This window comes from Amycolatopsis sp. cmx-4-54, from assembly GCF_046548895.1.
Taxonomy (GTDB): domain Bacteria; phylum Actinomycetota; class Actinomycetes; order Mycobacteriales; family Pseudonocardiaceae; genus Amycolatopsis.
Genome location: NZ_JAEBEJ010000006.1, coordinates 119,471 through 140,563, shown reverse-complemented (window position 1 = coordinate 140,563; position 21,093 = coordinate 119,471). Strand labels below are relative to the sequence as shown.

Sequence of the window (21,093 nt, the reverse complement as noted above, 5' to 3'; positions counted from 1 at the left end):
TACTTCTGAGTAGGTAGAGTCGGCTCCGTTCGGAAGGAGCAGGCCATGACCACCTACTTCGTGACGGGCGCGACGGGTTTTCTGGGAAAACGCCTGGTCGCACGCCTACTACGGCGACCTGAGACCGTAGCCGTCCACGTTCTCGTGCGGGAGACTTCACGCGGGAAGCTCTCGAGCCACGAGAAGCTCGTTCCCGTCACCGGCGATCTGACCGAACCCTCGCTCGGCATCGATCCCGCCCGTCTGGGGCCCCTCGACCATGTCGTGCATCTCGGCGCGATCTACGACCTCACCGCGGACGAAGCGGCGAACCGCGCGGCCAACGTCGACGGCACCCGCAACGTCCTGGAGTTCGCCACCGCCGCGAAGGCCGGACTCTTTCACCACGTCTCGTCGATCGCGGTCGCCGGGCAGTACGCCGGGCGGTTCACCGAGGCCGATTTCGACCTCGGCCAGAGTTTCGCGTCGCCGTACCACGCGACGAAGTTCGAGGCGGAGAAACTCGTGCGAGAGCACGGGAAAACGCCGTTCCGCGTGTACCGGCCGTCCGCCGTGGCCGGCGATTCGCGGACCGGTGAGATGGACAAGATCGACGGTCCGTACTACTTCCTTCCCGCGATCTCGCGGCTCGCCGCGCTTCCCCGTCGTCTTCCGCTGGCCGCGCCGGATCTCGGCGCCACGAACATCGTTCCGGTCGACTACGTCGTCGAAGCGATGGAGCACCTCATGCACGTCGACGCGCCCAGTGGCAGCACGTACCACCTCGCGTCGCCGCGGCCACAGCCGCTTCACGAGGTCTACAACGCCTTCGCGCGAGCCGCGGGCGGGCCGAAGATCTCCGCGGTCCTTCCTCCCGGACCGTCCGGAGCGCTGAAGCGTGCCGGAACCCGGCTGGCGAAATCCGCGGCCGCCGGATTCGACCGCGTCCCCGGCGGGCGTTCGGCCCGCGCGGCGGTGCTGGCCGAACTCGGCATCCCGCTCGAAGTGCTGCCGCATCTGAGCATGGAGGTCGACTTCGACACGAGCGCGACCACGGCCGCGCTCGAAGGCAGCGGGATCACGTTGCCGCCGTTGAAGGAGTACGCCGGTCCGCTCTATCGGTACTGGCTGGAGCATCTGGATCCCGACCGCGGTCGTCGCCGTCCCGGCCCGGAACCCCTCGACGGCCGCAAGGTGCTGATCACCGGCGCGTCCTCGGGGATCGGTCGCGCGTCCGCGCTGGCCGTCGCCGCGAAGGGCGGCGAAGTGATCCTCGTGGCCAGGCGCGCCGACGAACTCGAACAGGTCCGCGAGCAGATCGTCGCGGCGGGCGGGAAGGCGTCGGCGTATCCGTGCGACCTCACCGACGGCGGTGCCGTCGACGCTCTGGTCAAGGACGTGCTCGCCGCGCACGGCGCCGTCGACATGCTGGTCAACAACGCGGGCCGGTCGATCCGGCGGTCGCTTTCGCTGTCCACCGAACGGTTTCACGACTTCGAGCGCACGATGGCGATCAATTACTTCGGTCCCGTACGGCTGACGCTGGGACTGCTGCCGTCGATGACCGCGCGCGGATTCGGGCACGTCGTCAACGTGACCACCCAAGGACTACAAACGGACACGCCGAGGTTTTCCGCTTATCTGGCCTCGAAGGCAGCGCTGGAGGAGTTCGGGCTGACCGCGGGGCGGGAAACGCTTTCCGACGGCGTCACCTTCACCTCGGTCCGGATGCCGCTGGTACGCACCGACATGATCACGCCGACCGGGTCCTATCGCGGGATGCCGTCGAGTTCTCCCGAACGCGCCGCCTCGCTCGTGGTGAAGGCACTGGAGAAACGCCCCGAGATCCTGAACCTGCCCGAAGGCACGGCCGCCGAACTCGTGACGCTCGTCGCACCCAAGACGACCCGCTTCTTCGCCCACCTCGTCTACCGCGCCATGCCCGAATCCGCGCCGGAATCCCGTGGCCTGCCCCGGAAGGGTCCGTTGGCCTCGGTGGCGGGCGCGGTCACCCGGCTGGTCTGGCGCCGCCGTCCCTGACGTCCCGCCGCCGGGGCTCGTTCGGGGGACGCCCCCGGCCGCTACCATCGGTTTCCGATACGCCGGGGGGTCGGCGGGCACGGGCCGAGGCAGGACGAGGCGGGAAGGGGCAGTGTGGACGTCGCCAGTCCCCCGCTGTCGACCGGACCGGACGCGGCAGTGACATCAGCGGCACGTCCTTCCAGGACAGTGCTACGGCTTTCCTTGCACGTGGCCTGGGTGTTCGCGCTCGCCATCGCCACCGAGCTTCGGGTGGGGCGCTTCGGTTTCCACCCGTCGGACCAGGGTTTCATCCTCGCCCAGGCGTGGCGGGTACGGCACGGCGAGGTCCCGCATTCCGACATCATCTCCGCGCGGCCGCTGGGTTCGGCGTACCTGCACATCGTCGACTTCGCGCTGCCGGGGCCGCTGTTCTTCGTCTCCAGCGTGCTCAGCATGCTGGAGATCATCCTGGCGACCATCGCGTTCGCCGTACTGGTCACCCGCCGCCGCGTCCGCGACTGGGGTCCGGGGCTCACCGGGCTGACGGCGGCCGCGTCGCTGCTGAACCTCAACGCCTTCCCGCTGATGGCCTGGCACACGATCGACGGGATCTTCCTGACCGCCTGCGGTGCCTGGGCACTGGATTCGGGGCTGCGCAACGGCAAGGCCTGGCCGCGGCGGCTCGGCCTGGCGCTGCTGGGCACCGCGGTGTTCGTCAAACAGAGTTTCGCGCCGGTGCCGCTGATCGCGCTGTGCTGGCTGCTGCTGCATCCGTCGCTGCGGGAAGGCGCGTTCCGCACCGGCCGCTGGTGGGCGCGGCTGGCCTGGGATCTGACGGCGCTGGGCGCTTTCCTGGTGTTCTACCTCGGAATCGTCACCCTCGACGGCGGGCTCGGCGCGATGGCCGAGCAGCTCACCGGCGGCCTGCCCGCGTATGGCGAGCGCCTTCTCGGGCTGTGGCTGGAAGATCCCGCGTCCCTGCTGCGGCCACCGGTGCGAGGCTTGACTTTGTTCGCGATCGCCGGACTGTTCCTGGCCCTGCTCGGGATCTTCCGCGACCGCGCGGGGTTCGCCGGCGCGGTCCTCTCGCGGCTGCTGCTCCTGGCCGGCGTGGCGGTGGTGGTCGGCACCGTCGTCGACGGGCACTTCACCGGCGCGTCGCGCTGGGCGGACGTCCTCTGGTGGATCCTCGGTGTCGCGCTCGTGGTGAACTGGGTCGCGTCGCGGCGTTTCCCGAGAATGGGCGCGCTCGTTTTCGCGACCGGCTTCATGACCAGCCTGTCCTGGGGGAACGACACGCCGACGCTGTTCACCGGGACACTGGCGCTGACGGCGATCCTGCTGCTGTCGGACGCGCTGCCACCCCTGCCGGAGCCGCCCCGCCGGGTCGGGCTGGCCGGCGCCACGGCGATGGGCCTGGTCGCGGTGCTGGCGTCGGGCTGGGCCGTGGTCGCGCACCACGACGAGGCGGCGTACCTCGACATGGCGCACGAGAAACTGACCGGTGACCTCGGCGAGGTGACGCCGTCGATGCGCGGGATCCGGACGAACCCGGGCACCTTCACCTACATCTCCCAGATCCAGGACTGCGTCACGCGCTTCCCCGCGGGGCGCACGGCCGTCCTGCCGGACAACCCGTTCGCCTATCCCGCCTTCGGCCTGCGCAACCCGTTCCCGCTGGAATGGCCGCTGCCGCTGGAGATCGTCGCCGACGCTCCGGAACGCATGCTCGCGACGGCCGACGCACTCAACCGCGAAGGCGACTACCTGGTGCTGTTTCAGACCGTGAGCATGCCGGCCCTGGCCAAGGGCGGGCCGGTACCCGCCGAGGTCGCCGGGGACGCGCCGATCTTCGACTACCTCGGGCTGGAGAACGCGCTGCGGTCGCGGCTCACCGGACAGACCGTCACCTGTGGCAGTTTCATCGGCAAGTGGGCGCCTCGCCCCTGATGCGTTTCGTCCTCTGAATGCGGTCCTTGCACACGCAACTACCGCATTCAGAGGACGAAACGCGGGGGTCAATCGACGCCGGCGTCCTCGGGGCGGCCGGAGGCGAGTCCGGCGAGGACGTCCAAAGCGGTCCCGAGCGTCTCCAGGGGCGGCGACGAGACGGCGAGGCGGACCGCGTTCGGGGCGTGACCGGGGACGACGGCGAACGCGGCCGCCGGGGTGACCGCGATCCCGCGGCGCGCGGCCGCGGCGACGAAGGTCTCGGCGCGCCAGTGTTCGGGGAGTTCCCACCAGCAGTGATACGCCTGCGGATCGGCGCGCAGGGTGAACCCGGCCAGCCGGGCCGCCGTCACCCGCTGGCGTTCCGCGGCGTCGAGCCGTTTCGCCCGCTCGACGGTTTCCAGGGTCCCGCCGGTGATCCACCGCGTGGCGGCCTCGACGGCGAACCGGGGCGCGACCCAGCCGCCCGAGCGCACCGCCGCGGCCAGCCGTTCCGTCCATTCCGCCGGCACGGCGAGGAATCCGGTGGTAAGGCCGGGGGCGAGCCGTTTGGACATACTGTCGGCGAACACCGTGCGTTCCGGCGCGTACGCCGCGAACGGGCGGACCTCGGGGCGAAGGAAGGTGTAAATGCCGTCCTCGATCACCGGGATGTCCATCCGGCGCACGGTTTCCGCCAGCTCGACCCGCCGCGCTTCGTCCATTGTGGACCCGAGCGGGTTGTGCAGCGTCGGCTGGACGTACAGCGCGCGGACGGACGCGGCTTCGAGCGCCTCGGGAATGAGACCCAGGTCGTCGGTCTCGATGGGCACCAGCTGGACGCCGAGCCGTCCGGCGAGCGCCTTGACCACGGGATAGGTGATGGCTTCGACGGCGAGACGTTCCCCCATCGGTACGAAGGCGGCGATGGCGGCCGCGATGGCCTGGCGCCCGCTTCCGGCGAAGAGGATTTCCGGCGTCCAGCCTTGCTTCGCGAGCAGCCCGGCGACGGCGTCACGTGCCTGCTTCGAGCCGGAAGCGCTTCCCGGCCGCAGCGCCGCCGTCAGGACGTCGTCGCGCAGCAACGGCTCCAGCGCCTTCCCGACCAGCGCCGTTTGCTCCGGGAGGACGGCGAAGTTGAGTTCGAGGTCGACCGTCGCGCCACCGGGTTCGGCGAGCGCGGTCTCCAACGGCGGCCTCCCGGCACGGACGAACGTGCCCCGGCCGACCTCGCCGACCACGACGCCTCTCCGGACGAGTTCGCCGTAGACCCTGGCGGCGGTCGAGTTCGCGATCCCGCGTTCGCGGGCGAACCGCCGCTGCGGGGGCAGCCGGTCGCCAGGACGAAGCCTTCCCGCCTCGACGTCGGCGGAGATCTCGTCCGCGACTATCCGGTAGTCCTCCACGCCTCATGATGTCATCGGAGGGCGTTGTGAGCCGACTGCGACCTACGGAACACCACAACGGCGGTCTCCTAGGTTAGCCTAACCTGCGTGGAGACCGTGGAAACCCTCACCGAGCAGAGCACGACGTCCCGCCTGCACGCGGACGCGCTGACGCTCGCCTACGACGGTCGGACCGTGGCCGAAGACCTCGGGGTGGTCATCCCCGACCGGTCGTTCACCGTCATCGTCGGCCCGAACGCCTGCGGCAAGACGACGCTGCTGCGCGCGCTCGCCCGGATGCTCAAACCCCGCCAGGGTTCGGTGTTCCTCGACGGACAGGTGATCAGCTCCTTCCCCGCCAAGGAGGTCGCCCGGCGGCTCGGCCTGCTGCCGCAGAGTTCGATCGCGCCCGACGGCATCACCGTCGCCGACCTCGTCGCGCGCGGCCGGTATCCGCATCAGCGGCTGCTGCGCCAGTGGTCCCGTGAGGACGCCACCGTGGTCGCGGAGTCCATGCGCGCCACCGGGGTCGACGACCTGGCCGAGCGGCTGGTCGACGAACTGTCCGGTGGTCAGCGGCAGCGCGTGTGGATGGCGATGGCGCTCGCGCAGGAGACGGACCTCCTGCTCCTCGACGAGCCGACGACCTACCTGGACATCGCGCACCAGATGGACATCCTCGACCTGTGCGCGCAACTGCACCAGGAGCAGGGCCGGACGCTCGTCGCGGTGCTGCACGACCTCAACCACGCCGCCCGCTACGCGACGCACATGATCGCGATGCGGGACGGAGAGGTACTGGCGACGGGCGCGCCCGAAGACGTCGTGACGGCGACGAACGTCGAGAAGATCTTCGAGCTGCCCTGCCGGGTGATGCCGTGCCCCGAAACCGGGACCCCGCTGGTGATCCCGAAGGCCGGGCGCCGCGCCGCGTGATCATCTCGGAGTAGGTTGGCGGCGGAGGTGCCATGTCACAGCAACTGTGGTCCGAAGTGGACGACTACCTGTCCGGAGTGCTCATCCCGGCCGATCCCGCCCTCGAAGGCGCGCGTGAGGCGTCGGATCAGGCCGGGCTGCCGTCGATCGCCGTCGCGCCGAACCAGGGCAAACTGCTCAACCTGATGGCGAGGATGATCGGCGCCCGGTCCATCCTGGAGATCGGCACGCTCGGTGGGTACAGCACGATCTGGCTCGCCCGCGCCCTGCCGCCGCAGGGCAGGCTCGTCACCCTCGAATTCGACCCGAAGCACGCCGAGGTCGCGCGCGGCAACATCGAAGCGGCCGGGCTCGGCGGGCTGGTCGACGTCCGCGTCGGCAAGGCGCTGGACCTGCTGCCGTCGGTCGAGGGCCCGATCGATCTGGCGTTCATCGACGCCGACAAGGTCAACAACCCGGCCTACTTCGAGGCGTCGCTGAAGCTCGTCCGCCCCGGTGGCGTGATCGTGGTAGACAACGTCGTCCGCGGTGGCGCGGTGACCGACGCCGCCAGCGAAGACCCGAACGTCCAAGGGATCAGGCGGCTGCACGAGATGATCGCCGCCGAACCCCGCGTCGACGCGACGGCCGTCCAGACCGTCGGCAGCAAGGGCTATGACGGGCTCACCGTCGTGCTCGTGAAGCCCTGACGGCCCCGGCGACGCGCGTGTCGTCCATCCAGACACGCGTGTCGTCCGTCTGATCACACGTGTCGTCCGTCTGATCACACGTGTCGTCCTCCTGATCACGCGAAAGAGCCGCCTGGGCGCACGGTGGACCGACGCCTCACCGCGGCGCCGTCGTGGCAGGTCGCGGACCGGAGCCCTCCGGCCACCGCACCGGCAGTCCCTGGTGGAAGCCGTTCATGAAGCGCTGCCATATCTCGGCCGGGATCGTCCCGCCGGTCAGTTTCTCCCCGGCGGCGTCCCGCATCCGGCGCGGCTCGTCGGAGCCGGCCCAGACCGCGGTCGCGAGCTGCGGCGTGTACCCGACCGCCCAGCCGCCGGCGTTGTCGTCCGTCTCGTTGTACTGGAAGTCGCCGGTCTTCAACGCCGCCGGGCGATCCTTCAGGCCGGTGGCCAGCACCTGGCTCATCGTGCCGGCGATCCGGCGGCTCAGCGCCTCGTCACCCTTGAACGCGGGTGACCTGTCCGACGGCCGTTCCCACACGATTTCGCCGGTCTCGTCCCGGATCTTCGACACCAGATGCGGAGTGGCGCGCAGGCCGCCGGCGGCGAAGGTCGCGTAGGCGCCGGCCATGTCGCTGGGGCGCAAGGGATAACGGCCGACCGCGATCCCCGGGCCGATCAGGAACCCGTCCTTCTCCCGCAACGTCACCGCGCCGTCGACGGTCTCGGGGATCCCGGCCGCGCGGGCGCCCTCGCGGACCGCTTCCGCGCCGAGTTTCTTCGCCAGGTCGACGAACGGGCCCGGCGCACCCCGCCCCATCGCCTCGCGAAGCGTGCATTTCCCGGTTTCGCCGCACTCGTCCTGGAACGTGAAGGTCTCGCCGAGGAAGTCGACCTTCGCGGGCGCCTTCAGCGGTTCGTCCACGTTCACCCCCCGGTCGAGCCCGGCGGCGAGGATGAACGGCTGGAACGCCGAGCCGGTGCCGTACGGGGTGCCGGCGTAGTCGTGCACGCTCCACCCACCGCCGTTGTAGGCGCGGATGGCGCCGGTCCCGGGTTCGACGGCGACCAGCGACGCCCGGAAGTGCTCCGGCTGTCCCCGCAACCGCTCCTTGACCGTCTTCTCGGCCTCGGCCTGCGCTCGCGGATCGATGGTCGTCTCGACCCGCATCGCGCCGCCGCGGAGCCGGTCGAGCGGGTAGCCGACCTGCTCCAGTTCGGCGAGAACCTGCTGTTTGATGTGGTACTGCTCGTAGGTCACCCGACCGGCCCGAGTCTCCGACGGCGCCTGGATCGCGTCCTCCGGGTAGGTCATGGCGACCGCTTCGGCCTGGCTGACGTAGCCGCGCGCGACCAGCTTGTTCACCACGTAGGACCAGCGTTTCCTCGCGTGCTCGTGGCTGGAGGCGTACGGGTCGTGCACCGACGGCGACTGGATCATGCCCGCGAGGAAGGCCGCCTCGCTCCAGGTCATCGAGTCGTCGAGCTTGCGGCCGAAATAGGCGTTCATCGCCGACGCCGGGCCGTAGGTGCCTCGGCCGAACGAGATGATGTTGACGTAGCTGGAGAAGATCTCCTTCTTGGTCTGCTGCTGGGTGATCTTCGTGGCGAGCACCAGCTCGGAGAACTTGCGGGTGAGGGTGGCGTCCTCGTTGCCGGTGGATTTCTTGATGTACTGCTGGGTGATCCCCGAACCACCGCCGACGCCGGTCACCAGCGCGCGGCCGAGCCCGGTGAGGTCGAAGCCCTCGTTGTCCCAGAAGGTCGGGTCCTCGGTCGCGACGATCGCGTCGCGCAGTTTCGCGGGGACGGCGTCGTACGGCACGAACAGCCGGTCGCCGCCGGGCGGGACCACCTTGAGCAGTTCGGAACCGTCGGCGTTCTGCAGGACGACGGTCTTGTCGAGGTCGGCGAGCACCTCTTGCGGGCTGCGGACGTCGAGCAGGACGTACGCGAGCCCGAACGCGACGACGGGGATGCCGATGAGCAGGCCGAGCGTCCAGGCGGCGATCCTTCGCCACCTGCGCTTCTTTCCCTCCGGCTCGGAAGTGGCCGTGGTCTCCGACTCGGGTGCGTCTGCCTCATCCGGGTTCTCCACGCCAGGTTAGACGCCCGAACGAGTGAAAAGGTTGTGGGAAAATCACCGAATCGCGCCTGCCCCCTACCTCGTTTCGTCCTCTGAATGCGGTAGTTCGTGTCGCCAGCTACCGCATTCAGAGGACGAAGGGATGGAGGGTCAGGCCAAGAACGCGCGAAGCAGCGAAGCCGTCCCTTCGACGTGCTCCGCCATCGCTCGGCGCGCCGCCTCGGCGTCGCCGGCGAGGATCGCGTCGACGATGGCCTCGTGCTGGGCGTTGGAGTGCTCCAGATTGGGTTCGAGCAGCGGGATCATGTCGAGCAGCTGGTTGACCCGCATCCGCGCGTCGGCCATCGCCGTGGTCAGCGAGCCGGACGCGGTGACCTCGGCGATCGCCAGGTGCAGCCGCGAATCCTTGCGCCGGTAGTCGCCGACGTCGGCCGCGGCCGCCTCGGCGAGCGTGCTGGTCAGATGCTGCCGGTCGGCCGGGCTGAGCGAACGTGACGCCGCCATCTCGGCGGCGCCGGTCTCCAGGACGTGCCGCAGGCCGAGCGCGTCCTCCAGGGTGGCGTGGTCGACCTTCCGCCCGTCCGCGGCGGGCGGGTCGGGCAGGACGTCGTTGACGAACGTGCCGCCGTACCGACCGCGCCGCGACTCGACGTAACCCGCGTCGGACAGCGCGCGGATGGCCTCGCGCAGCGTCACCCGGCTGACCCCGAGCCGCTCGGCGAGCTCGCGTTCCGAAGGCAGCCGCTCGCCCGCGCCCACCACACCCAGCCGGATCGCCTGGAGCAGCCTTTCGACGGTCTCCTCGAAGGCGTTGCCCGCGCGCACCGGGCGGAACAGCGCGTCACCCGCGTTCGCGACCGTGCTCGACTCCACCCTCCGAGTTTAGGCCGCCCGCAATTCGTCCTCTGGATGCGGTACTTGCGTGTGCAACTACCGCATCCAGAGGACTAAACGCGAGGGGTCAGCATTCGATGACGTTCACGGCGAGGCCGCCGCGCGAGGTCTCCTTGTACTTCACGCTCATGTCGGCGCCGGTCTCACGCATGGTCTTGATCGCCTTGTCCAGCGTCACGATGTGCGAACCATCGCCGCGCATCGCCATCCGCGCCGCGTGGATCGCCTTCGACGCGCCGACGGCGTTGCGCTCGATGCACGGGATCTGCACCAGCCCGCCGACCGGGTCGCAGGTCAGCCCCAGGTGGTGCTCGACGCCGATCTCGGCGGCGTTCTCCACCTGCGCGGGCGAACCGCCGAGGACCTCGGTGAGCCCGGCGGCGGCCATGGCGCTGGCCGAACCGACCTCGCCCTGACAGCCGACCTCGGCACCCGAGATCGAGCCCGTCTGCTTGAGGATCGAGCCGATCGCGCCCGCGGTGAGCATGAACGTCACGATGCCGTCGTCCGACGAGCCCCGGATGAACCGCTGGTAGTAGTGCAGGACGGCCGGGATGATCCCCGCCGCGCCGTTGGTCGGCGCGGTCACGACACGACCGCCCGCCGCGTTCTCCTCGTTGACCGCCAGCGCGTACAGGCTCACCCAGTCCATCGCGTACAGCGGGTCGCCGACGCCGTCCTCGGCGAGCAGCTTTTCGTGCAACGCCTTCGCGCGGCGCGGCACCTTCAACCCGCCCGGCAGGACACCCTCGTGCTCGCAACCGTTGCGCACGCACTCCACCATGACCTGCCAGATCTCCAGCAGACCCTCGCGGACCTCCTCACGCGTACGCCACGAAAGCTCGTTGCGCAGCATGATCTCGCTGATCGGCAGCCCGGTGTTCTCGCAGTGCGCCAGCAGATCCGCGCCGGTACGGAACGGGAACTCCAGCCGAGTCGAGTCTTCGACGACGACAGTGTCGGTCTCGTAGGACTCGTCACGGACGAACCCACCGCCGACGGAGTAGTAGGTCCGCTCGCGCAGCACCCTTCCGTCGGCGTCGAACGCGCGGAAGATCATCCCGTTCGGATGCGCGGGCAACGACTTCCGCCGGTGCATGGTCAGGTCGTCGTCCTCGGTGAACACGATCTCGTGTTCACCGCGCAGCTTCAGCAGGCAGGATTCGCGGATCTCCGCGATCTTGCCCGGCACCGTGTCGGTGTCGATCTCCTCCGGACGCTCCCCGGACAGCCCGAGCAGCACGGCCTTGTCGCTGCCGTGCCCGAACCCGGTCGCGCCCAGCGAGCCGAAAAGCTCACTCTGGACGCGGGTCGTGGCCGTCAGGTCGCCGTCTTCAGCGAGACCGTCCACAAAGGTCAGTGCGGCACGCATCGGGCCCACCGTATGAGAGCTGGAGGGGCCGATCCCGATCGAAAACAGGTCGAAGACGCTGATCGCCATTGATCTGCCCTCCTTCCTATCTGGCCAGCAAGGAGCTGGCTTCTTGGGCCGCGGGCCCTTCGGCGGCGAGATGGGCCAAGTTCTCCGACAGCTCTTCGCCGCGGTGGGCCTTCGTCTGCGCGAACAGACGCCCGGCCCGATACGACGAGCGTACGAGCGGCCCGGCCATCACACCAGCGAAGCCCATGGCCTCGGCGGCGTTCGAATGCTCGACGAACTCCTCCGGCTTGACCCACCGGCCCACCGGGTGATGCCTCGGCGACGGCCGCAGATACTGGGTGATCGTCAGGATTTCGCAGCCCGCCTCGACCAGGTCCTTCATCGCCGGAGCCACCTCCTCCGGCGTCTCGCCCATACCCAGGATCAAATTCGACTTCGTCACCAGACCCGCCTCACGAGCACGGGTGATGACCTCCAGCGACCGCGCATACCGGAAACCCGGCCGGATCCGCTTGAAAATCCGCGGCACCGTCTCCACGTTGTGCGCCAACACCTCAGGCCGCGAACCGAACACCTCGGCCAACTGCTCCGGATCCGCGTTGAAATCCGGGATCAGCAACTCCACACCCGTACCCGGATTCAGCGCATGGATCTGCCGCACCGTCTCCGCGTACAACCACGCGCCGCCGTCATCCAGATCATCACGCGCGACACCGGTCACCGTCGAATAACGCAAACCCATCGCCTGCACCGACTCCGCCACCTTGCGCGGCTCAGTCCGATCCAGCTCGGCCGGCTTACCCGTATCGATCTGACAGAAATCACACCGCCGCGTGCACTGATCCCCACCGATCAGGAACGTCGCCTCACGATCTTCCCAACACTCATAGATGTTGGGACAGCCGGCCTCCTCACACACGGTGTGCAGGCCTTCACGCTTGACCAGCCCCTTGAGCTCGGTGAACTCCGGACCCATCCGCGCGCGCGTCTTGATCCACGACGGCTTCTTCTCGATCGGGGTCTGCGCGTTGCGGACCTCGAGCCGGAGAAGTTTGCGCCCCTCGGGGACCGCGCTCATCGGTTGAGGTCCGCGTACAGCGGGTGCTTCTTGGCCAGGAGTTCGACCCGGGCGGCCAGCGACTGGCGCAGGGCCTCGTCGAAGTCCGGGCGCAGCGCCTCGGCGATGATGTCGGCCACCTCGGCGAAGTCCTCGGCGCCGAAGCCGCGGGTCGCGAGTGCCGGGGTGCCGATCCGCAGGCCGGAGGTGACCATCGGCGGACGCGGGTCGAACGGGACGGCGTTGCGGTTGACCGTGATACCGACCGAGTGCAGCCGGTCCTCGGCCTGCTGACCGTCCAAAGTGGAGTTGACCAGATCGACCAGCACCAGGTGCACGTCGGTGCCGCCGGTCAGCACGCGGACACCGGCTTCGGTGCAGTCCGTGCGCGAAAGGCGGTCGGCCAGGATCTTCGCGCCTTCGAGCACGCGCAGCTGACGCTCGCGGAACTCCTCGCTCGCGGCGATCTTGAGCGCGACGGCCTTCGCGGCGATGACGTGCTCCAGCGGTCCGCCCTGCTGACCGGGGAACACCGCCGAGTTGATCTTCTTGGCGAGTTCCTGGCGGCACAGGATGATGCCGCCGCGCGGGCCGCCGAGGGTCTTGTGCGTGGTCGTGGTGACGATGTCCGCGTACGGCACCGGGCTCGGGTGCAGGCCCGCGGCGACGAGACCGGCGAAGTGCGCCATGTCGACCATGACCTTCGCGCCGACCTCGTCGGCGATGCGGCGGAACTCGGCGAAGTCGAGCTGACGCGGGTACGCCGACCAGCCGGCGATGATCAGCTTCGGCTTGTGCTCCTTGGCGAGGCGCTCGATCTCCTCGACGTCGACGATCCCGGTCTCCTTGTCGACGTGGTAGGCGACGACGTTGTAGAGCTTGCCGGAGAAGTTGATCTTCATCCCGTGGGTCAGATGCCCGCCGTGCGCGAGATCGAGACCGAGGATGGTGTCACCGGGGTTGAGCACCGCGACCATGGCGGCGGCGTTGGCCTGCGCGCCCGAATGCGGCTGGACGTTGGCGTGCTCGGCACCGAACAGGGCCTTCGCGCGGTCGATCGCCAGCTGCTCGATGACGTCGACGTGCTCGCAACCGCCGTAGTAGCGGCGGCCGGGGTAGCCCTCGGCGTACTTGTTGGTCAGCACCGAACCCTGCGCCTCGAGCACGCCCACCGGGGCGAAGTTCTCCGAGGCGATCATCTCCAGGGTCGACTGCTGCCGGTCGAGTTCGGCCGCGACGGCGGTGGCGACCTCGGGGTCCACTTCGGACAGGGCGGCGTTGAACATCTCAGTTCTCCTGGGTCAGGACGGCGTACGCCTGGGCGTCGAGCAGGGCGGGCACGTCGCCGGAAAGACGCACCTTCAGGAGCCATCCTTCGGCGTACGGGTCCGAGTTGATGAGCTCGGGGGTGTCCGTTGTGGCCTCGTTCACCTCGACGACCTCGCCGTCCACGGGCGCGTACAGCTCGCTGACCGATTTGGTCGACTCGACCTCGCCGAACACCTCGCCCGCGGTGACGGTGTCGCCGACCGAGGGAAGCTGGACGAACACGATGTCACCGAGCGATTCGGCGGCGAAGGCGGTGATGCCAACGGTGGCGACGCCGTCGGCGACGTTCAGCCACTCGTGTTCCTTCGTGTACTTCAGGTCCTGGGGGATGCTCATGGTTGCGAAAGGGCCTTTCAGGCGCGGGAGTAGAAGGGCAGGGCGACGACCTCGACGGGCTCGATACGGCCCCGGATGTCGACGGAAAGCTCGGTGCCGGGCTCGGAGTGCTCCCGGTCCACGTAAGCCATGGCGATCGGGTAACCCAGAGTCGGCGACAGGGCACCGCTGGTGACCTCGCCGATCTCGTTCTCGCCCGCCAGGACGGTGTAGCCGTGGCGCGGGGCGCGGCGGCCGGAGCCCTTGAGCCCGACGCGCACCCGGGGAACGTCCTTCTTGGACAGTTCCTCGAGCGCGGCCTTGCCCACGAAGTCACCCGGCTTCTCGAATTTGACCACGCGGCCGAGGCCGGCTTCGAACGGGCTCAGCTGGAGGCTGAGTTCGTTGCCGTACAACGGCATTCCCGCTTCGAGGCGCAGGGTGTCACGGCAGGCGAGACCGGCCGGGAGCAGGCCGTGCGGCTCGCCCGCGTCGGTCAGGATGCGCCAGACGGCGGGAGCCTCACCGGCCGGGACGTACAGCTCGAAGCCGTCCTCGCCGGTGTATCCGGTGCGGGCGAGCAGGACGTCGTGACCCTTCACGACGGCCGGGACGCTCGCGTAGTACTTGAGCGCGCCCAGGTCGGCGTCGGTGACGGCGCCGAGGATCTCGACGGCCTTCGGACCCTGGACGGCGATCAGCGCGACGTCCTCGGACTTGTTCTCGACGACCGCGTCGAAACCCGAGACCCGCTCGGCCAGCGCCTCCGCGACCACGGCGGCGTTGCCCGCGTTGGCCACGACCAGGAACTTCTCGTCGGCGAGGCGGTAGACGACCAGGTCGTCCAGCACGCCGCCGTTCTCGTCGCAGATCATCGTGTAGCGCGCCCGGCCCGGCTTCACGCCGGACAGGTTGCCGACCAGCGCGAAGTCGAGTGTGTCGGCGGCCTGCGGGCCGGTCACCTCGATCTCGGCCATATGGGAGAGGTCGAACAGGCCCGCGGTCTCGCGGACGGCCTTGTGCTCCGCCAGTTCGCTGGAATAGCGGATCGGCATCGACCAGCCCGCGAAATCGGTGAACAGCGCACCCAGTCCTTTGTGGACTCCGTGCAGGGACGTCTCTTTCGACATCAAGTGCCTCAGTTCTCGTAGGCGTTGAGCGGCGGGCAGGAGCAGACGAGGTTACGGTCCCCGCGCGCACCGTCGATGCGGCGCACCGGAGGCCAGTACTTGGCCTTGCGATTCACTCCGGCGGGGTACACCGCCAGTTCGCGGTCGTAGGGCAGGTCCCAGTCTCCGACCAGGGTCTCGGCGGTGTGCGGGGCGTTGCGCAGCGGGCTGTTGTCCGCGGTCCACTTGCCCTGCGCGACGGCGTCGATCTCCGCGCGGATGGCGATCATCGCCGCGATGAAGCGGTCGATCTCGCCGAGGTCCTCGGATTCGGTCGGCTCGACCATCAGCGTGCCCGCGACCGGGAACGACATGGTCGGGGCGTGGAAGCCGTAGTCGATCAGGCGCTTCGCGACGTCGTCGACGCTGACGCCGGTCTCCTTGGTGAGCCCGCGGAGGTCGAGGATGCACTCGTGCGCGACCAGGTCGTCCTGGCCGGTGTACAGCACCGGGTAGTGCTGGTTGAGGCGCTTGGCCACGTAGTTCGCGGCGAGGACCGCGACCTGCGTCGCGGCGGTGAGCCCGCCCGCGCCCATCATGCGGACGTACGCCCACGAGATCGGCAGGATCGAGGCCGAGCCGTACGGGGCGGCGCTGATCGGGCCGACGCCGGTCGCGGGACCGGCCTTCTCCAGCATCGGGTGGTTGGGCAGGTACGGCGCGAGGTGCGCGCGGACCGCGACCGGGCCCACGCCGGGGCCGCCGCCACCGTGCGGGATGCAGAAGGTCTTGTGCAGGTTCAGGTGCGAGACGTCGCCTCCGAACTCACCCGGCTTCGCCAGCCCCAGCAGCGCGTTGAGGTTCGCGCCGTCGACATAGACCTGACCGCCCGCGTCGTGGACGATCTTGGCCAGCTCGTCGATGCCGTGCTCGTACACGCCGTGCGTGGACGGGTACGTCACCATGATCGCGGACAGCGTGTCGCGGTTGGCCTCGACCTTGGCGCGCAGGTCGTCGAGGTCGACGTTGCCCTCGGCGGTGCACTTGACCACGACGACGCGCATCCCGGCCATGACCGCGGAGGCGGCGTTCGTGCCGTGGGCGGACGACGGGATCAGGCAGACCTCGCGCTCCTGCTGACCGTTCGCGTGGTGGTACGCGCGGATCGCGAGCAGACCGGCGAGCTCGCCCTGGCTGCCGGCGTTCGGCTGCAGCGACACCTTGTCGTAGCCGGTGACCTCGGCCAGCCAGCCGGACAGCTGCTCGACGAGGACGTGGTAGCCCTCGGCCTGGTCAGCGGGGGCGAACGGGTGGATACCCGCGAACTCGCGCCAGCTGATCGGCTCCATCTCGGTGGTGGCGTTGAGCTTCATCGTGCAGGAGCCGAGCGGGATCATGCCGCGGTCGAGCGCGTAGTCGAGGTCGGACAGGCTGCGCAGGTACCGCAGCATCGCGGTCTCGGAGCGGTGGGAATGGAAGACCTCGTGCGTGAGGTACTCGCTCTCGCGGTCGAGGCCGGTGGGCAGCGCCTGAGTGCTTTCGGCCTGGTTTTCGACGCCGAACGCGTTGAGCACCTTGGCGATGATCGCGGACGTGGTGACCTCGTCGACGGCGATACGGACGTGGTCGGCGTCGAGGAGGCCGAGGTTGATCCCGTTCTCGCGCGCGACCGCGACGACCGCTTCGGCCTGCCCGGGCATGCGGGCGAGGACGGTGTCGAAGAAGCCCTCGTGGACGACCTCGACGCCCCCGGCGCGGAGAGCGCCGGCCAGGCCGGCGGCGAGTTCGTGGACCCGGGTCGCGATGCGCTTGAGGCCGTCGGGGCCGTGGTAGACCGCGTACATCGCGGCGAGCACGGCGGGCAGGACCTGCGCGGTGCAGATGTTCGACGTCGCCTTCTCGCGGCGGATGTGCTGCTCACGCGTCTGCAGGGCGAGGCGGTACGCGGGGTTGCCGTCGGCGTCGACCGAGACACCGACGAGGCGGCCCGGCAGCGAGCGCTCGAGCCCGGCGCGGACGGCCATGTACCCGGCGTGCGGGCCGCCGTATCCGAGCGGGACACCGAAGCGCTGGGTGGAACCGGCGGCGATGTCGGCGCCGAACTCACCCGGCGCGGTGATCAGCGTGAGGGCGAGCAGGTCGGCGGCGACGGTGTACAGCGCGCCGGCGGCCTTCGCGGTCTCGGAGATGGCGGAGTAGAAGCCCGCGCCGCGCAGCACGCCGGAAGCGCCCGGGTACTGGACGACGACGCCGAAGAACTCCTCCGGCAGGCCGGTGAGCAGGTCACGGACCTCGACCTCGACGCCCATCGCCTCGGCACGGGTGCGGACGACGGCGATGGTCTGCGGCAGGCACTCGGCGTCGAGGACGACCTTGTTGGACTTGGACTTCGACACGCGGCGCATCAGCATGACGGCCTCGGCGACGGCGGTGGACTCGTCGAGCAGGGAGGCGTTCGCGGTGGTGAGACCGGCCAGCTCGGAGACCATGGTCTGGAAGTTGAGGAGGGCTTCGAGACGGCCCTGCGAGATCTCCGGCTGATACGGCGTGTACGCCGTGTACCAAGCCGGGTTCTCCAGCACGTTGCGACGGATGACCGCCGGAGTGACCGTGTCGTGGAAGCCGAGGCCGATCATCTGCGTCATCGGCTTGTTGAGCGCGGCGAGCGCGCGCAGCTCGGCGATGGCGTCCTCTTCGGACGCGGCGGGGGGAAGTTCGAGGTCGCGGGTGACCCGGATCGCGGACGGCACGGCGGCCTGCACCAAGGCATCGAGACTGCCGTAGCCGACCTCGGCGAGCATCTTGGCCTGCTCGGACTCCGAGGGGCCGATGTGCCGGTCGTCGAAGGACGTACTGGTCAAGGGAGCTCCTTGGGTCAGGCGCCGGATAGACCGGTGCGCTGGGAACTCCCCCTCTGTCATGGCACCTGAGAGTTTCACCACCGTTGAGGGTGGCTTTCACCTTGGGTGAGACGCACTTGCGCGCCTGCTTTCCAGAGTGGCCTCGCGTGAAGCGGTAGTGGGTACCTGAGAGATTCCGGGGAGTTTGCTCCTTCGGTGCCCCACCACGTTCGTGGGGGCTCTCCCGCTCCAGCTCGACGGCCCTGTCTGAAGTTGTGCGCACACCGTACCTGGCGTCTTCGAGGCGCGTCTACTTCCAGCCGAGCACGTCACTTGCGTGCTTGGAGCCGTGACTCGCGTGATCGGAGGCGTAACTCGTGAGTTACGCCTCCGATCACGCGAGTCACGGGTCTGATCACGCGAGTTACGCGTTCTCCATCATCATTTCGGCGGTGATCGTGCCGCAGAGCTCGGCGCACCGCGTCATCATGTCGGCCGCGTCGGCGAGCTCGGCGTCACCGGTCTTGGCGCACTCCTGGGCGCACATGCGCATCATCTGGGAGGCGAGGCCGCACATCTTCGCGCACATGCGCATCATCTCGAGGTCGGCGATCATGGCGGAGCAGCGCATCATCATGTCGGCGGACATGCGGGACATGTCCGCGCAGGTCACCATCATCATCCCGAGCTTCGCGCCGCCCATCTCCATGCAGCGCGTCATCATCTTCTCGCACCGGACGTGGCACTCGTTGCACAGGTCGATGCAGTCACGCATGGCGGTACTCATCTGCCGGGTCATTCTGGGGCCTCCTGGCTGGTCCTGGATGCTGGCTTCGCGCTCTCAGGACTACAGCGCAGGTCAGCGGCCCGCCATCCCAGCCACCGGGACGAGTGAGGGGGTCGTGAGTGATAAGGAGCGTTAGAACGACACTTATCACTCACGACGCCCGCGCACCGACGCGCCGGCTTTGACTGACCCCTCACTGAATGCGTGCCGTCAGAGCGGGGTCACATAGGCGCCCGAGATGCCGCCGTCCACCAGGAACTGCGAAGCCGTGATGAACGAGGCGTCGTCGCTCGCCAGGAACGCGACGGCCGCGGCGATCTCCTCGGGCTCCGCGAACCGCCCGACCGGCACGTGCACCAGCCGCCGCGCGGCCCGCTCGGGGTCCTTCGCGAACAGTTCCTTCAGCAACGGCGTGTTCACCGGTCCCGGGCACAGCGCGTTCACCCGGATGTTCTCCCGCGCGAACTGCACGCCCAGTTCCCGGCTCATCGCCAGCACCCCGCCCTTGGACGCGGTGTAGGAGATCTGCGACGTCGCCGCGCCCATCACCGCGACGAACGACGCCGTGTTGACGATGGAACCTTTGCCCTGCCGCCGCATATGCGGCAGGGCGGCCTTGCAGCACAGGTACACCGAGGTCAGGTTGACCTTCTGCACTTTCTCCCACGCGTCGATGCCCGTGGTGAGGATCGAGTCGTCCTCGGGCGGGGAGATACCCGCGTTGTTGAACGCGACGTCGACCGAGCCAAAGGTGTCCACAGTGGTCTGGAACAGGGCTTCGACCTGCTCGGCGTCGGTGACGTCGGCCTGCACGAACAGGCCGCCGACCTCGTCAGCGGCGGCTTTGCCCGCCTCGGCGGAGATGTCGCCGATGACGACCTTCGCGCCCTCGCTCGCCAGCCGCCGCGCGGTGGCGAGGCCGATGCCGCTGCTGCCGCCGGTGATGACCGCGACGCGGCCTTCGAAACGCTGAACCATTCCTAATCCTCCGTGCTGATAAAAAGGTTTTTGGTCTCGGTGAAGGCATCGACGGCGTCCGGGCCGAGTTCCCGGCCCAGTCCCGACTGCTTGAACCCGCCGAACGGCGTCCAGTACCGGACGGACGAATGCGAGTTCACCGAAAGGTTCCCGGCTTCGACGCCGCGCGCGACGCGAAAGGCGCGGCCGACGTCGCGGGTCCAGATCGAGCCGGACAGGCCGTACTCGGTGTGGTTGGCCATGGTCACCGCGTCCGTCTCGCCGTCGAACGGGACCACGGCGACGACCGGGCCGAAGATCTCGTCCGACGCCAGCGGATGCCGCAGGTCCGGCGGGGTGACCACGGTCGGCGCGAACCAGTATCCGGGGCCGACGGGCGCGTTGCCCCGGAAGGCGACCGGCGCCGCGTCGTCCACATAGGACGAAACCTTCGCGTGGTGCGCCGAGGAGATCAGCGGCCCCATCTCGGTCACTTCCAGCCGCGGATCCCCCACGACGACGCCGTTCACCGCGGGTTCCAGCAGCTCCATGAACTTCTCGTACACGCTCGACTGCACCAGGATCAGCGACCGCGCGCAGCAGTCCTGCCCGGCGTTGTCGAAGACGCCGTACGGCGCGGTGGCCGCGGCCTTCTCCAGGTCGGCGTCGGCGAAGACGATGTTCGCGTTCTTGCCGCCGAGTTCCAGCGTCACCCGCTTCACCTGCGCGGCGCAGCCGGCCATGATCTGCTTGCCGACCTCGGTGGAGCCGGTGAACACCACCTTCCGCACCGCCGGGTGGTCCACGAATCGCTGCCCCACCACGGATCCCTTGCCGGGCAGCACCTGGAAGACGTCTGCGGGGATCCCCGCCTCGCGGGCGAGTTCGCCGAGGCGGATCGCGGTCAGCGGGGTGAGTTCGGCGGGTTTGAGCACGACGGTGTTCCCGGCGGCGAGCGCGGGCGCGAACCCCCAGCCCGCGATGGGCATCGGGAAGTTCCACGGCACGATCACCCCGACCACGCCGAGCGGTTCGTGGAACGTCATGTTCACCCCGCCGGGCACCGGGATCTGCTTGCCGCTCAGCCGTTCGGGCGAAGCCGAGTAGTAAGTCAGCACGTCGCGGACGTTGCCCGCTTCCCAGCGCGCGTTGCCGATCGTGTGGCCGGCGTTGGCGACCTCCAGCGCGGCGAGGTTCTCGATGTCGGCGTCGACGGCGTCGGCGAACCGGCGCAGCAGCCGCGCCCGGTCGCCGGGGGCCACCGCTCGCCAGGCGGGGAACGCCGCGTGCGCGCGGGCGATCGCCGCGTCGGTCTCCTCGGCCGAGGTCAGCTCGACCGACCGCACCACCTCTTCGGTGGCGGGGTTGATGACCTCGAACACCGCCGACATGCTCCCTCCCGTGGAGGCGGCATCAAAT

At 69.2% G+C, this 21,093-nt stretch carries 16 protein-coding genes and 1 riboswitch; of the genes, 4 read left to right on the top strand and 12 right to left on the bottom strand.

Going from position 1 to position 21,093, the window contains the following annotated elements:
* Positions 1-45 precede the first annotated feature (45 nt).
* Both ACLJQ7_RS21180 and ACLJQ7_RS21175 read left to right on the top strand, forming a co-directional pair.
* Positions 46-2,019 carry an SDR family oxidoreductase gene (locus tag ACLJQ7_RS21180; protein ID WP_410649937.1) on the top strand — a complete coding sequence of 658 codons (1,974 nt, stop codon included), beginning with the start codon at positions 46-48 and terminating at the stop codon, positions 2,017-2,019.
* Positions 2,020-2,133: 114 nt separating this feature from the next.
* Complete coding sequence (locus tag ACLJQ7_RS21175) at positions 2,134-3,951, top strand: hypothetical protein (RefSeq protein ID WP_410649936.1); 1,818 nt, start codon at positions 2,134-2,136, stop codon at positions 3,949-3,951.
* Positions 3,952-4,019: 68 nt separating this feature from the next.
* Here the strand turns inward: ACLJQ7_RS21175 and ACLJQ7_RS21170 are convergent, their stop codons facing one another.
* Positions 4,020-5,336 (bottom strand): PLP-dependent aminotransferase family protein, encoded by a 1,317-nt coding sequence (locus tag ACLJQ7_RS21170; protein ID WP_410649935.1) that lies wholly within the window; start codon positions 5,334-5,336, stop codon positions 4,020-4,022.
* Positions 5,337-5,423: 87 nt separating this feature from the next.
* Here ACLJQ7_RS21170 and ACLJQ7_RS21165 point away from each other — a divergent pair, with 87 nt between their 5' ends.
* Both ACLJQ7_RS21165 and ACLJQ7_RS21160 read left to right on the top strand, forming a co-directional pair.
* Entirely contained in the window at positions 5,424-6,251 is an 828-nt protein-coding gene (locus tag ACLJQ7_RS21165; protein ID WP_410649934.1) for an ABC transporter ATP-binding protein, read from the top strand.
* Between the two features lie 32 nt (positions 6,252-6,283).
* Positions 6,284-6,940: an O-methyltransferase gene (locus ACLJQ7_RS21160; RefSeq protein WP_410649933.1), complete on the top strand. Its 657-nt coding sequence runs from the start codon at positions 6,284-6,286 to the stop codon at positions 6,938-6,940.
* A 136-nt stretch (positions 6,941-7,076) separates the two neighbouring features.
* Here ACLJQ7_RS21160 and ACLJQ7_RS21155 read toward each other — a convergent pair whose 3' ends face one another.
* The 11 genes from ACLJQ7_RS21155 to ACLJQ7_RS21105 form a co-directional block, all read right to left on the bottom strand.
* A complete protein-coding gene (locus tag ACLJQ7_RS21155) occupies positions 7,077-9,017 on the bottom strand; it encodes a transglycosylase domain-containing protein (protein ID WP_410649932.1) in 1,941 nt (646 codons plus the stop codon).
* Between the two features lie 138 nt (positions 9,018-9,155).
* Positions 9,156-9,878, bottom strand: coding sequence for a FadR/GntR family transcriptional regulator (locus ACLJQ7_RS21150; protein ID WP_410649931.1), 723 nt, complete (start codon positions 9,876-9,878; stop codon positions 9,156-9,158).
* Positions 9,879-9,966: 88 nt separating this feature from the next.
* On the bottom strand, positions 9,967-11,340 hold the full coding sequence (locus tag ACLJQ7_RS21145; RefSeq protein ID WP_410649930.1) for an L-serine ammonia-lyase: 1,374 nt from the start codon (positions 11,338-11,340) through the stop codon (positions 9,967-9,969).
* 16 nt (positions 11,341-11,356) lie between these two features.
* The gene (gene lipA, locus ACLJQ7_RS21140) at positions 11,357-12,358 is read right to left on the bottom strand and encodes a lipoyl synthase (protein ID WP_410649929.1); all 1,002 of its coding nucleotides are present in this window, start codon (positions 12,356-12,358) and stop codon (positions 11,357-11,359) included.
* Positions 12,355-13,623: a serine hydroxymethyltransferase gene (glyA, locus tag ACLJQ7_RS21135; protein ID WP_410649928.1), complete on the bottom strand. Its 1,269-nt coding sequence runs from the start codon at positions 13,621-13,623 to the stop codon at positions 12,355-12,357. Before glyA ends, lipA begins: the two co-directional genes overlap by 4 nt.
* A 1-nt stretch (position 13,624) precedes the next feature.
* Positions 13,625-14,002 carry a glycine cleavage system protein GcvH gene (gene gcvH / locus ACLJQ7_RS21130; protein ID WP_016336369.1) on the bottom strand — a complete coding sequence of 126 codons (378 nt, stop codon included), beginning with the start codon at positions 14,000-14,002 and terminating at the stop codon, positions 13,625-13,627.
* 17 nt (positions 14,003-14,019) lie between these two features.
* Positions 14,020-15,111, bottom strand: coding sequence for a glycine cleavage system aminomethyltransferase GcvT (gene gcvT / locus ACLJQ7_RS21125; protein WP_410649927.1), 1,092 nt, complete (start codon positions 15,109-15,111; stop codon positions 14,020-14,022).
* Between the two features lie 8 nt (positions 15,112-15,119).
* Positions 15,120-17,951 carry an aminomethyl-transferring glycine dehydrogenase gene (gene gcvP, locus ACLJQ7_RS21120; RefSeq protein ID WP_410649926.1) on the bottom strand — a complete coding sequence of 944 codons (2,832 nt, stop codon included), beginning with the start codon at positions 17,949-17,951 and terminating at the stop codon, positions 15,120-15,122.
* 142 nt (positions 17,952-18,093) lie between these two features.
* A riboswitch (glycine riboswitch) is annotated at positions 18,094-18,187 on the bottom strand.
* Positions 18,188-18,354: 167 nt separating this feature from the next.
* Positions 18,355-18,729, bottom strand: coding sequence for a hypothetical protein (locus tag ACLJQ7_RS21115; RefSeq protein ID WP_410649925.1), 375 nt, complete (start codon positions 18,727-18,729; stop codon positions 18,355-18,357).
* A gap of 198 nt (positions 18,730-18,927) precedes the next feature.
* Positions 18,928-19,695 (bottom strand): 3-oxoacyl-ACP reductase, encoded by a 768-nt coding sequence (locus ACLJQ7_RS21110; protein ID WP_410649924.1) that lies wholly within the window; start codon positions 19,693-19,695, stop codon positions 18,928-18,930.
* Positions 19,696-19,697: 2 nt separating this feature from the next.
* Positions 19,698-21,065 (bottom strand): aldehyde dehydrogenase family protein, encoded by a 1,368-nt coding sequence (locus tag ACLJQ7_RS21105; RefSeq protein WP_410650287.1) that lies wholly within the window; start codon positions 21,063-21,065, stop codon positions 19,698-19,700.
* Between the last annotated feature and the right edge of the window lie 28 nt (positions 21,066-21,093).